Source organism: Pseudomonas edaphica (assembly GCF_965277385.1).
Classification (GTDB): Bacteria; Pseudomonadota; Gammaproteobacteria; order Pseudomonadales; family Pseudomonadaceae; genus Aquipseudomonas; species Aquipseudomonas edaphica.
The window spans coordinates 2,149,646-2,163,168 of sequence record NZ_OZ255725.1 but is presented as its reverse complement, the minus strand read 5'-3'; the positions used below and the strand labels follow the sequence as shown (position 1 = coordinate 2,163,168).

At 60.8% G+C, this 13,523-nt stretch carries 9 protein-coding genes; 3 read left to right on the top strand and 6 right to left on the bottom strand.

The features are described 5' to 3' along the window. Positions 1–6: 6 nt before the first annotated feature. From ftsA to lpxC, 3 genes are all read left to right on the top strand, one after another. Positions 7–1,272, top strand: coding sequence for a cell division protein FtsA (ftsA, locus tag ACQY47_RS09760; protein WP_017138181.1), 1,266 nt, complete (start codon positions 7–9; stop codon positions 1,270–1,272). A 66-nt stretch (positions 1,273–1,338) separates the two neighbouring features. Next, positions 1,339–2,544 carry a cell division protein FtsZ gene (ftsZ, locus tag ACQY47_RS09755; protein WP_017138180.1) on the top strand — a complete coding sequence of 402 codons (1,206 nt, stop codon included), beginning with the start codon at positions 1,339–1,341 and terminating at the stop codon, positions 2,542–2,544. Positions 2,545–2,656: 112 nt separating this feature from the next. After that, positions 2,657–3,568: a UDP-3-O-acyl-N-acetylglucosamine deacetylase gene (gene lpxC, locus ACQY47_RS09750; RefSeq protein WP_003171886.1), complete on the top strand. Its 912-nt coding sequence runs from the start codon at positions 2,657–2,659 to the stop codon at positions 3,566–3,568. A 168-nt stretch (positions 3,569–3,736) separates the two neighbouring features. Here lpxC and ACQY47_RS09745 read toward each other — a convergent pair whose 3' ends face one another. The 6 genes from ACQY47_RS09745 to ACQY47_RS09720 form a co-directional block, all read right to left on the bottom strand. Further along, on the bottom strand, positions 3,737–5,227 hold the full coding sequence (locus ACQY47_RS09745) for a diguanylate cyclase (protein WP_428557352.1): 1,491 nt from the start codon (positions 5,225–5,227) through the stop codon (positions 3,737–3,739). A gap of 187 nt (positions 5,228–5,414) precedes the next feature. Further along, positions 5,415–6,737, bottom strand: coding sequence for an OprD family porin (locus ACQY47_RS09740; protein ID WP_186616761.1), 1,323 nt, complete (start codon positions 6,735–6,737; stop codon positions 5,415–5,417). A gap of 349 nt (positions 6,738–7,086) precedes the next feature. Then, the gene (locus ACQY47_RS09735) at positions 7,087–8,451 is read right to left on the bottom strand and encodes a heavy metal sensor histidine kinase (protein WP_099548413.1); all 1,365 of its coding nucleotides are present in this window, start codon (positions 8,449–8,451) and stop codon (positions 7,087–7,089) included. Then, a complete protein-coding gene (locus ACQY47_RS09730; protein WP_236460321.1) occupies positions 8,441–9,118 on the bottom strand; it encodes a heavy metal response regulator transcription factor in 678 nt (225 codons plus the stop codon). The genes ACQY47_RS09735 and ACQY47_RS09730 overlap by 11 nt, the downstream gene beginning before the upstream one ends. Before the next feature lie 10 nt (positions 9,119–9,128). Further along, positions 9,129–12,224, bottom strand: a complete 3,096-nt coding sequence (locus ACQY47_RS09725; protein ID WP_428557021.1) for a multidrug efflux RND transporter permease subunit — start codon at positions 12,222–12,224, stop codon at positions 9,129–9,131. Beyond that, a complete protein-coding gene (locus ACQY47_RS09720) occupies positions 12,221–13,387 on the bottom strand; it encodes an efflux RND transporter periplasmic adaptor subunit (RefSeq protein WP_428557020.1) in 1,167 nt (388 codons plus the stop codon). Before ACQY47_RS09720 ends, ACQY47_RS09725 begins: the two co-directional genes overlap by 4 nt. Between the last annotated feature and the right edge of the window lie 136 nt (positions 13,388–13,523).

Sequence of the window (13,523 nt, the reverse complement as noted above, 5' to 3'; positions counted from 1 at the left end):
GGACCCATGGCAAACGTGCAAAGCGGAAAAATGATCGTCGGTCTCGATATCGGCACCTCCAAGGTGGTGGCGCTGGTCGGCGAGGTCGGGGAAGACGGTGTGATCGAAATCGTCGGTATCGGCACGCATCCGTCCCGGGGCCTGAAGAAGGGCGTGGTGGTGAACATCGAGTCCACCGTGCAGTCGATCCAGCGCGCCATTGAAGAAGCGCAGCTGATGGCCGGTTGCCGGATTCACTCGGCGTTCGTCGGCGTGGCCGGCAACCATATCCGTAGCCTGAATTCCCACGGCATCGTGGCGATCCGTGATCGTGAAGTCAGCTCTGCCGACCTTGAACGCGTACTCGACGCCGCCCAGGCCGTGGCGATCCCGGCTGACCAGCGCGTGCTGCACACCTTGCCGCAGGACTACGTGATCGATAACCAGGAAGGCGTACGTGAGCCGCTGGGCATGTCGGGCGTGCGCCTGGAAGCCAAGGTTCACGTGGTGACCTGTGCCGTCAACGCCGCACAGAACATTGAAAAATGCGTGCGCCGCTGCGGCCTGGAAATCGACGACATCATTCTTGAGCAGTTGGCCTCGGCCTACTCAGTACTCACCGACGACGAAAAAGAGCTGGGCGTGTGCCTGGTCGACATCGGCGGTGGCACCACCGACATCGCGATCTTCACCGAAGGTGCGATCCGTCACACCGCCGTGATCCCGATTGCGGGCGACCAGGTCACCAACGACATCGCCATGGCGTTGCGTACACCGACCCAGTACGCCGAAGAAATCAAGATCCGCTACGCCTGCGCCCTGGCCAAACTGGCCGGTGCCGGTGAAACCATCAAGGTGCCGAGCGTGGGCGACCGTCCACCGCGCGAACTGTCGCGCCAGGCCCTGGCCGAAGTGGTCGAACCACGCTACGACGAGCTGTTCACCCTGATCCAGGCTGAACTGCGCCGCAGCGGCTACGAAGATTTGATCCCGGCCGGCATCGTGCTGACCGGTGGCACCTCGAAGATGGAAGGCGCGGTCGAACTGGCCGAGGAAATCTTCCATATGCCAGTGCGCCTGGGCGTGCCCCATGGCGTCAAAGGCCTGGGCGACGTGGTGCGCAACCCGATTTATTCCACCGGCGTGGGCTTGCTGTTGTACGGGCTGCAAAAGCAGACCGACGGCATTTCCCTGTCGGGCCCGAGCATCCGTGACAGCTACCGTGGCGGCGACGATGAAGCCAAAGCGCCGTTGTTCGAGCGGTTGCAGGCTTGGGTAAAAGGCAATTTCTAAAGATTTACCGCAACACCGCAGTAAGTAGTAGGCGAAAAAACTAGAGAAAACGAAAGGAGAGGGAACATGTTCGAACTCGTAGACAACATCCCCGCAAGCCCGGTTATCAAAGTAATCGGTGTTGGCGGTGGCGGCGGCAACGCTGTCAATCACATGGTCAAGAGCAACATTGAAGGCGTTGAATTCATCTGCGCCAACACTGATGCCCAGGCGCTGAAAAGCATCGGCGCGCGGACCATCCTGCAATTGGGCACAGCCGTGACCAAGGGCCTCGGCGCTGGCGCCAACCCGGAAGTCGGCCGTCAAGCCGCGCTGGAAGACCGCGAGCGTATTGCTGAAGTGCTGCAAGGCACCAACATGGTGTTCATCACCACCGGCATGGGCGGCGGTACCGGTACCGGTGCTGCTCCGATCATTGCCGAAGTGGCCAAGGAAATGGGGATTCTGACCGTTGCTGTCGTGACGCGTCCGTTCCCGTTCGAAGGTCGCAAGCGTATGCAGATCGCTGACGAAGGTATCCGTCTGCTGTCTGAAAGCGTCGACTCGTTGATCACCATCCCCAACGAGAAGCTGCTGACCATCCTGGGCAAGGACGCAAGCCTGCTGTCCGCATTTGCCAAGGCTGACGATGTACTGGCCGGGGCCGTTCGCGGTATCTCCGACATCATCAAGCGCCCAGGCATGATCAACGTCGACTTTGCCGACGTGCGTACCGTGATGAGCGAAATGGGCATGGCGATGATGGGCACTGGCTGCGCCAGCGGTCCGAACCGTGCACGCGAAGCCACTGAAGCGGCGATCCGCAACCCGTTGCTCGAAGACGTGAACCTGCAAGGTGCACGCGGCATCCTGGTGAACATCACCGCCGGTCCTGACCTGTCCCTGGGTGAGTACTCCGACGTGGGTAGCATCATCGAAGCCTTCGCTTCCGAGCACGCGATGGTCAAAGTCGGTACCGTTATCGACCCGGACATGCGCGACGAACTGCACGTGACCGTGGTTGCCACCGGCCTGGGCGCAAAAATCGAGAAGCCTGTAAAGGTCATCGACAATACCGTTCACACCGGCCACAACAGCCACGCCAGCCAGCAAGCTGCCGCTCCAGCGCCTGCGCGCCAGGAACTGCCGTCTGTGAACTATCGTGACCTGGACCGTCCGACCGTGATGCGCAACCAGGCTCAGGCCGGTGCTGCGGCGTCCCGTAGCCCGAATCCGCAAGATGACCTGGACTACCTGGACATCCCGGCATTCCTGCGTCGTCAGGCCGATTAATGGAATGTATCAGGGCTATGAAGGTGATTGGTGTTCAGCAAAGGTCTGGTCTGTTATTATCGCCAGCCTTTGTTGATACCAGTTCGCAATTTGCGCTGAAGCGGTCCAAGCCATGATTAAACAACGCACCCTGAAGAATATTATCCGTGCCACAGGTGTAGGTCTGCACTCCGGGGAGAAGGTATACCTGACCCTCAAGCCCGCACCTGTCGACACCGGCATCGTGTTTGTTCGTGCCGACCTGGACCCTGTGGTGCAGATTCCTGCTCGCGCGGAAAATGTTGGCGAAACCACGATGTCGACCACGTTGGTCAACGGTGACGTCAAAGTGGACACGGTGGAGCACTTGCTCTCGGCCATGGCTGGCCTGGGCATCGATAACGCCTACGTCGAGCTCTCCGCGTCCGAAGTCCCCATCATGGATGGCAGCGCTGGACCCTTCGTATTCTTGATTCAATCTGCCGGCCTGGAAGAACAGGACGCAGCCAAGAAGTTCATTCGCATTCTGCGGGAAGTGACAGTAGAAGACGGCGACAAGCGCGCCACCTTCGTCCCGTTCGAAGGCTTTAAAGTGAGCTTTGAGATCGATTTCGATCACCCGGTATTCCGTGACCGCACCCAAAGTGCAAGCGTGGATTTTTCCAGCACTTCGTTCGTAAAAGAAGTCAGCCGCGCCCGTACCTTTGGTTTCATGAGTGACATCGAGTACCTGCGCAAGCACAACCTCGCACTCGGCGGCAGCGTTGAAAACGCCATTGTGGTCGACGCGGATGGTGTACTGAACGAAGACGGCCTTCGCTATGAAGACGAATTCGTGAAGCACAAGATCCTCGATGCAATCGGTGACCTCTACCTGCTGGGCAATAGCCTGATAGGCGAGTTCAAAGGCTTCAAGTCGGGCCACGCCCTTAACAACCAGCTGCTGCGCAAGTTGATTGAGCAGACAGACGCTTGGGAAGTCGTGACCTTCGAAGATGCCAGCACCGCACCGATCTCTTACATGCGTCCCGTTGCGGCGGTGTAAGTAACAACTCTCTTTCTTTAGTTTTGAAAGGCCACCTTCGGGTGGCCTTTTTTTATGCCGATCGTTCCCACGCTCCGCGTGGGAATGCAGCCCTGGACGCTCCGCGTCCCGAAGCCTGACGCAGAGCGTCAGAAGAGGCATTCCCACGCGGAGCGTGGGAACGATCACCTAGCGGGCCGCAGCCTCCACAATGCGGTTGCGCCCGGTGTGCTTGGCCTCATACAGCGCCTGATCAGCATTGAGCAGCAAGTCCTCAAGTGCCATGCGGCTGCGCTTTTGCCAGGTGCTCATGCCGATACTCACTGTAATAGGCCCGTCGGCACCGGCCACCCGTGGCAAATGCTCGACGCTGCTGCGGATATGTTCGGCAATCAACCAGGCACCCTTGGCGTCGGTATGGGGCAGCACCACTGCAAACTCTTCGCCACCGTAGCGCGCTGCCAGGTCAGCCGGGCGGCGGATGTTGTCTTCGATCACTTGGGCAACCGCGCGCAATGCCTCATCGCCGCCGTGATGGCCATGCAGGTCGTTGAAGGCCTTGAAGTGATCCACGTCGATCATCAGCAGGCTCAGCGGCTCGGTTGAGCGTTGTGCGCGGTCCCATTCCAGGCGCAGGCGCTGGTCCAGGGTACGGCGGTTGGCAAGGCCGGTGAGGGCGTCGGTGGCTGCCAGTTCTGACAGCACTTGTTCGGCACGATGACGGCGACGCAGTTCCTTGCTCAGCATCCAGGTCAGCCACAACAGGCCGATGCACAACACGCCCGTGGCCATGCTGACCAGCCACGCGGCACGCCGCCATGGGGCAAAGATTTCATCGCTGGACAACGCCACCGCGACAATTAAGGGCAAGCTGCCCACATTCGAGAAACTATAGAGCCGTGGCTGGTTGTCGACGCTGGAGACGCCCCGAAAGCTGCCATCGCGTTCACGCAGCATGCGCGCGACATTGGGGCGCTGGCTCAAGTCCTTGTCGATCATGTCCACTTCCAGCAGCGGTTGTTGCGCCAGCAGGATGCCTTGGTGGTTGATCAGGTTGATGGTGCCGTTGCTTCCGATGTTCAGGCCGCTGAACAACTGTTGGAAGTACGACAGGCGCATCGAGGCCACCGCCACGCCCAGGAAGCGCCCGTCCGGCGATGACACGCGGCGGCTGAATGCGATGCGCCACTGGTCATCACACACGCAACGGGCCAGGAATGGGCGGCTGATATACAGCCCCAGGTCGGGGTTTCTGCGGTGTGCCTGAAAATAGTCGCGATCAGCGAAGTTACCGATCTTGGGGGTGAGCAGCGAGGAGTCGGCGATCACTTCACCACTGGGGTCCAGCAGCAGAATGTCGCCCTTGAAGGGTGCAGCGGCAGAGCGATCGAACAGCACCAGATGGCGGATACTGGCGGACACACCCTGCAGGTCGCTGCGTTCGGTGGCGGCGATCAGGCCCTTGAGGGCCATGTCATAGAGTTCGACGTTACGCAGCACATCGGCGTCGATCAGTTGGGTGATGTTATTGGCGGTGCGCTTGGCGGTCTGCAAGGTGTTGGCATGTTCGCGAATCAGCAGCGCGGTGACGATCGCCACGATCACAAAGACCGTCAGGCAACTGCCCAGAATCAACAAGCGTTCCGGGCGACGGGTGGGTCGGTTGAGACTTGGGCTCATCGGGCGTACTTCTGCTTCGAGGATGCCAATAGCGTAGTAGGCAAACGCAGGTTTGGTGGGAGCTGGCTTGCCTGCGATGCAGACACCTCGGTACATCTATAACACCGCAGCGATGCTATCGCAGGCAAGCCAGCTCCCACACAAGCCAGCTCCCACATCAGCTATTCATCGTCTGGCAGATTTATGCCTAAAACACGTTGATCGGGTAATCCACAATCACGCGATATTCATCCACATCCCGGTCCACCGCCGAGTAGCCATTGCCACCGCGATTGGTTGCCCATTGCAGGCGCACGGCCAGGTCCTTGGCTTTGCCGCCTTGCACCACGTACTTCACGTCGATGTCGCGTTCCCAGTGCTTGGCGTCTTTGCCGTCGGCGCTGTACCAGGCGCTGTAGCCGCGGCTGTTGGGGTCGACCTTGGTCAGGTCGGTCTTGCCGCTGATATACGACACGGCGGACGTCAGCCCGGGCATGCCGAGGCCTGCAAAGTCGTAGGCGTACTTGAGCTTCCACGAGCGCTCGTTGGGGCCGTTGAAGTCCGAGTATTGCTGGGAATTGTCCAGGTACACGCTGTCGCCCTGGGTGATGTAGTCGAACGGCGTGTTGCCGTTGACCCGCTGGTACGCGGCGGTGACGCTGTGGTGACCAACACCTACGGTGAAATGCAGGCTGTAGGTGTTGTTGTCGATGCTGCCGAGCAACGACTGGCCGGTGTCCTGGGTGTGGTAGTAGTGCAGGCCTGGGTTGAGGCTGACAAGATCGTTCAGCGCGTAGGTGTAGTCCAGGTCGTAGTAGTACTGGTGCCATACATCCTTGAGTTCGGAGGCGTACAGGTTGCTGGTCAGGCCCGGGACGCCGCTGAAGGACACACCGGCCCAGTTCAGGTGCTGGCTGTCGGCGTTGGCGGGCAGGGTGCCGTAGCTGGTGCCGATGCGTCGGTGGCCGCTCTGGTTGTAGAGTTTGGTAAAGCTGGCCTGGCCACCTTCGAACATCCAGCCATCGAAGCTGTGGTTGGCCAGGCTCACACCCCGGAACGTCTGCGGCAACATGCGGGTCATGCCGCCGGCGATCACCGGGTTGTTGAGGAACAGGTCGCCGGCTTTGAGTTCGGTGTCGAAGGCGCGCATTTTCAAGGTGCCACCGGCGGTGGAGAACGAGCCAGGCGCTTTGCCGTTGCCGCTGCCGTAAGGGAGGATGCTGGAACCGTCAGTGCCACCGCCGCCGTCGAGCTTGAGGCCGAGCATGGCATTGAGGTCCAGGCCAAAGCCGACGGTGCCTTGGGTGTAGCCGGATTCGAATGTGCCGATGAAACCCTGGCCCCATTCTTTGCTGTCATCGGTGTGAGTGTCGCGGCGGTCGCGGTTCATGTAGTAGTTGCGGGTGTTGATCTTCAGGCTTGAGCCTTCGACGAAACCGTCAGCGGGGGTCGAGTCTGCCGCGTGGGCAAGGGGGACGATCGTTGCTGCAATCGCGAGGAATAACGGGGTGAACGTCAGCGAGTTCTTCACCGGTTTAGCTCCTTTGGTCAATCGAAAACGGCCAATGTCGTGGGGGTGTGCCTGGCCTTTTTTTACGGCAAAAAAAAGCCGCTGAAGTCAGCGGCTTTAAACAGATTCCCAGTGTAGAGCCCTGGAAATAAGTCGAGGGAAATTCGGGTGAGCGGGAAGCTGCCTTGCCGTCGCGCTCATCGGTGCGTCAAAGTAACGCAGGTGAGCGGTGCGATATAGAGTGTAACAAGATAATGACTGTTGCCCAAACCGCAACAGTCAGACCCTTGAGATCCAGTGGGGAAGCTGGCTAAGTGGGATCTGGCTTGTGTGGGAGCTGGCCCACACTGGATCGATGTGTTCTGGTGAGTCAGACCGGCAAGGTAATGCCAAAAGTATTGCCACCGCCCTCACTGCGCACAAACACATCACCGCCGTGCATCAATGCAATCGCTTTGACGATCGCCAGCCCCAGCCCATGATTTGCGCCGCTGTTACTGCGCGACGCGTCCACCCGGTAGAAGCGTTCAAACAAGCGCGGCAAATGCTCACGGGCGATCTCATCGCCGGGGTTGGTCACCCCGATCGCCACCCACTGCTCCTGCACCTCAATGCTCACTTCGATGATCTGCCCCGGCGCAGTGTGCTGCACCGCATTGCTCAGCAGGTTGATCAGCGCGCGGCGCAGGTGGGCTTTTTCGATGTGCACCAAGGCATCTCCGTGTACGCGCACTTTGACTTGGGCGTCCTCGAGGATGAAGTCCAGGTAGTCGAGGGTGGTGGCGACTTCATCGGCCAGGGAGCTTTCGATCAGTTTGGTGGCCTTGCTGCCCTGGTCGGCGCTGGCCAGGAACAGCATGTCATTGATGATCGAGCGCAGGCGTTCCAGCTCTTCGAGGTTCGATTGCAGCACCTCGAAGTAATGCTCGGCCGAACGACCACGGGTGAGCGCCACTTGGGTCTGGCCGATCAGGTTGGTCAGCGGCGAGCGCAGTTCGTGGGCCACATCGGCATTGAACGACTCCAGGCGCGAATACGCCTGTTCCACCCGATCCAGGGTGGAGTTGAATGAGTTGACGAACTGGCTCAGCTCCGGCGGCAAGGGCGACAACTGCAGGCGCCCGGAGAGTTTGGGCGGTGCGAGTTTTTGCGCTTCATCCGAAAGTTTGCCCAGCGGCTTGAGGCCGATACGCGAGACCCAAAAGCCCAACAGTGCCGCCAGTGCCACACCGACACAGGCCAGGCCGATCAAGGCCATCAACAGATGGTGCTGAGTGGCGCGGAAGTTCTCGGTGTCGATGGCGATCATAAAGCGCAGCGGCGGGCGTTGATCCTTGGCCGCGAACTGGCTGAGCAACACCTTGAACGGGTATTCATGCCCAGGCAGGCGCAAGTCGCGTTTGCCGGTCGGCCCTTGGGCGAATGCGCGGATCTGCGCGTCGGGGTTGCCGTATTCGTAGCTCGGGTCGCTGCTCACCACCCAGAAGCGAATGCGCGGGTCTTCTTCGCCGAGCAACTTCAACTTGGCGGTGATTTTTGCCCAGTGGTCCGGTGTGCCGAAGCGGTTCACCGAGGATTCCAGCACGCTGTAGCGCGCATCCAGTTCGGCGCCCGGCAACAAGCCCAGGCCGCGATCCACTTGCTGGTACAGCGCGCCGCCGATCAACACGAAGATCAGCAGCGCCACCAACGTGAACATGCCACTCAGGCGCAGGGCGATGGAGTTAGCCGACACTTCTGCTCTCCAGCACATACCCCATGCCACGAATGGTGTGCAGCAACTTGTGTTCGAACGGCCCGTCGAGCTTGGCGCGCAGACGCTTGATCGCCACTTCCACCACATTGGCGTCGCTGTCGAAATTGATGTCCCAGACCATTTCCGCAATCGCGGTCTTGGACAGGATTTCACCCTGGCGCCGTGCCAATACGCTGAGCAGCGAGAACTCTTTGGCGGTCAGGTCCAGGCGCAGGCCGTTGCGGCTGGCCTTGCGGCTGATCAGGTCGATCCACAGGTCGGCCACGGTGACTTGCACCGGCTCATGCCCGCCACTGCGGCGGGTCAGCGCTTGCAGGCGCGCCACCAGTTCGAGGAACGAAAACGGTTTGCCCAAATAATCATCGGCGCCTTCACGCAAGCCACGGATGCGGTCTTCCACACGCTCGCGAGCGGTGAGCATGATCACCGGCGTCTGCTTGCGTGCCCGCAGTGCGCGCAACACACCAAAGCCGTCGAGGCCGGGCAGCATCACGTCGAGTACTATCACCGCGTAATCGTTCTCCAGCGCCAGGTGCAAGCCCTCGATGCCTTCGCGCGCCACATCGACGGTGTAGCCTTGCTCCGTCAGGCCGCGGTGCAGGTAGTCCGCAGTTTTCTCTTCATCTTCAATAATCAGGACGCGCATGACCCCGCCTTTAGTGTGTGGTCGCCAGCGCCAGCGCTGGTTTGGGCCTGTGGAAAAACTTCTCAAGGTACAAGTATATGACCGGTGTGGTGAACAGCGTCAGCGCCTGGCTCACCAACAGGCCGCCGACCACCGCGATCCCCAGCGGCTGGCGCAGTTCGGCGCCTGGCCCGGAGCCCAGCATCAACGGCACGGCGCCGAGCAGGGCGGCGAGGGTGGTCATGATGATCGGCCGGAACCGGGTGACGCAGGCTTCATAAATCGCCTCCTCAGGTGGCAGCCCGCGCACGCGCTGGGCCTCCAGGGCAAAGTCGATCATCAGGATGCCGTTTTTCTTGACGATACCGATCAGCAGCACCAGCCCGATCAAGGCCATGATCGAAAAGTCCTGGCCCAGCAACCACAGCATGATCAACGCGCCCAAGCCCGCCGAGGGCAAGGTGGAGATGATCGTCAGCGGGTGCACGAAGCTCTCATACAGCACGCCCAAAATAATATAGACCGCCACCAGCGCCGCCAGGATCAGCCACGGTTGGCTGGCCAAAGAGCTTTGGAACGCCTGGGCCGCACCCTGGAAGGTGCCGATCAGGGTGGTCGGCATGCCGATTTCGTTTTTGGCCTGGTTGAGCATGATCACCGCATCACCCAATGCCACGCCGGGTGCCAGGTTGAACGACAGGTTGGCGGCCGGGAACATGCCGTCATGGCTGATGGACAACGGCCCCACGCTGGGTGGGTCGACCTTGGCCAGTGCCGACAGCGGCACCATCTCGTTGGTCAACGGTGAGCGCAGGTAAAAGTAGTTCAGGCTTTCGGCCTTGCCGCGCTGTTGAGTGTCGAGTTCCAGCACCACCTGGTACTGGTTGATCTCGGTCTGGAACTCGTTGATCTGGCGCTGGCCGAACGCGTCATACAGCGCCTGGTCGACATCGGTAGCGGTGAGGCCAAAGCGCGCCGCCGCCTGGCGGTCGATGCTTATGTGAGTGATGCTGCCGCCCAGTTGCAAGTCGTTGGACAGGTCGCGAAAGGCCGGGTTGGCGCGTAGTTTTTCGGTGAGGCGTTGGGTCCAGGTATTGAGCGTCGCGCCGTCGTTGCTCTTGAGCACATATTGATACTGGGCGCGGCTTGGGCCGGAACTCAAGTTGATGTCCTGGCCGGCGCGCAGGTACAAGACGATGCCCGGCACCTTGGCCAGTTTGGGGCGGATGCGGTCAATGAACTGGCTGGCGGATACATCGCGATCACCGCGGTCCTTCAAGGCGATCCAGAAACGGCCGTTGGCGATGGTCTGGTTGCTGCCGGTCACGCCCACCGAGTGGGAAAACGCGGCCACTGCCGGGTCGTCCTTGACGATCTCGGCCAGCGCCTTGTGCTTGGCGACCATGTCCGGGTACGACACGTCGGCCGCCGCTTCGCTGGTGCCGAGTACAAAGCCGGTGTCCTGCACCGGGAAGAAACCCTTGGGGATAAACACGTAGCCGACCACGGCCAACGCGAGGGTCAGCATAAAGATCGCTGCCATGCTGCGTTGATGCGCCAGCGCACGGCGCAGGTTGCGTGCGTAGCTGGCGAGCAGGCGCTCGCTGAAGCCCGGTTTGTCATGGGCATGATGAGTCGGCGCGCGCATGAACAGCGCGGCCAGGGTCGGCGCCAAAGTCAGCGAAACCACCACCGAAATCAGGATGGTCGAGGTGGCCGTCAGCGCAAACTCCTTGAACAGCCGCCCGACCACACCGCCCATGAACAACAGCGGAATAAACGCCGCCACCAGCGAGAAGCTGATGGACACCACGGTAAAGCCGATCTCGCCCGAGCCCTTGATTGCCGCCTCGCGTTTATCCAGGCCCGCCTCCAGGTGACGGTGAATGTTCTCCACCACCACGATGGCATCGTCGACCACAAAGCCCACGGCGATCACGATCGCCACCAGCGTCAGGTTATTCAAGCTGAAGCCCAGCACATACATCAGCGCGAAACTGGCGATCAGCGACACGCCGAGTACGCTGGACACAATCAGCGTCGCCGACAATTGGCGCAGGAACAGCGCCATCACCGCCACCACCAGCAGGATGGCGATCAGCAGGGTCACTTCTACTTCATGCAAGGACGCGCGGATGGTCTTGGTGCGGTCGGTCAACACGCTGACCTGCACCGAGGCGGGCAGCATGCCTTCCAGGCGCGGCAGTTCGGCTTGAATGCGGTCCACGGTCTCGACAATGTTGGCGCCGGGCTGGCGCGAAATCACCAGGTTGACCCCGGGCGTGTCACCGGACCAGGCCTGTACGTAGGCGTTTTCCGAACCGTTGATGACTTTGGCGACATCACGCAGCTGCACCGGCGCGCCGTTCTTGTAGGAGACGATCAGTTGGCCGTATTCCTCGGGGTGAAACAGCTGGTCGTTGGTCGATAGCGTCGACACGCTGTTCTTGCCGTAAATCGCACCTTTGGCCAGGTTCAGGCTGGACTGCTGGATGGCCAGGCGCACATCGGCGAGGGTCAGGCCGATGGCCGCGAGTTTGTCCGGTGAAGCCTGTACGCGAATCGCCGGGCGTTGCTGCCCGGTGATATTGATCTGGCCAACGCCGTCAATCTGGCTGATCTGCCGCGCCAGCAAGGTTTCTACATAGTCGCTCAGCTCGGTGCTGGGCATGCTGTCGGAGCTGACGCTGAGGATCAGCACCGGGCTGTCGGCCGGGTTGACCTTCTTCCAGGTCGGCAGGCTCGGCATGTCGCTGGGCAGCTTGCCGGAGGCGGTGTTGATCGCCGCCTGCACTTCCTGCGCGGCGGTGTCGATGCTTTTGTTCAGGGTGAATTGCAGGGTCAGCAGGCTTGAACCCAAGGCGCTGCTGGAGGTCATCTGGGTCATGCCAGGGATGGCGCTGAATTGCACCTCCAAGGGCGTGGCCACGGATGAGGCCATGGTGTCCGGGCTGGCGCCGGGCAAGGTGGCGGTGACCTGGATGGTCGGGAACTCCGCTTCCGGCAGCGGCGCCACAGCCAGGCGCGGGAAGGCAATCAGCCCCAGCAACACCAGCGCAAAGGTCAGCAACAGGGTGGCAACCGGATGGTCGACGCACCAGGCGGACGGGGAACGGCTGCCGCTCATGGTTGCACCTTGGTCTGGGCGGTCTGGATCACTTGTGGTGGCTCTTTGAGCACCTCGATTTGCGCACCGGCCTTGAGCCGCGACTGGCCGTCGCTGACCAGCACATCACCGGCTTGCACGCCCTTGATGATGGTCACGTCGCTGTCCTGATACGCCACCTGCACCGGCACAACCTCAACCTTGTCACCGTTGACGCGGTACACAAAATGCGCGTCGAGCCCACGTTGCACCACGGTCGGTGGCACCACCAGCGCGTTCTTGTCGAGGGCGGTCTGGATCTTGATAGTCACCAGTTGCCCCGGCCACAGACGCTGCGAAGCGTTGTTGAATTCAGCCTTGGCGCGCAGGGTGCCGGTGGTGGAGCTGATCTGGTTGTCGATCAGGCTCAGGTGGCCTTCGCCGAGCAGGTCGCCGGTCTGGCCGTCGGTGTCGGCGCCCATGTAGGCATCGACGCTGGCTTGGGTGGGCGCGGCGATCAAGCCTTGCAGGGTCGGCAACATTTGTTGCGGCAACGAGAACTCCACGGCGATCGGGTCGATTTGCGTCACAGAGAACAAGCCTTGAGTATCACTCATGCGCAGGAAGTTGCCTTCATCCACGGTGCGAATGCCGACACGGCCAGTCACCGGCGAGCGAATCTGGGTGTAGGAAAGCTGTACCAGGGCCGAATCAATGGCGGCCTGATTACCTTGCGCCGTGGCCTTGAGCTGGTTGACCAGGGCTTGCTGTTGGTCATAGGTCTGCTTGGATACGCCGTCGTCGACGCTCAGCTCTTTGTAGCGCTTGAGGTTCACCAACGCCACTTGCAACTGCGCCTGGCTTTCGCCCAACTGCGCCTTGGCCTGATCAAGGCTCGCGCGGATCGAGCGGTCATCGATGGTCGCCAGCAGGTCACCGGCCTTGACCAATTGGCCCTCCTTGACCAGCAGCTTGGTGAGGATGCCGTCGATTTGCGGGCGGATCACCACGCTGTGCAGCGACAGCACCGAGCCGATACCGCTGACAAATAGAGGAATGTCCTGCTGTGTGACGCTCACCACTCGCACCGGGATAGCGGTGGACACCGCCAGTTTGGTTTTCGCCGGTCGGTTGAAGGCCCAGGCTGCAACTGCCACGACCACCAGGGCAGCCACGATCAGGGCGGTTTTTCGTTGAATGTGCATGGGAGGACGCCGTAGGCGCAGTTGCAAGTTTAAAGTTGCAAGCTGCAAGTTAAAGTCTGGATCACTGCTTTATAGTCCTGTGACCCGGTCAGTATCGTGACGGCTAACTGACAGCCATGACAGCTAACGCTCTTAA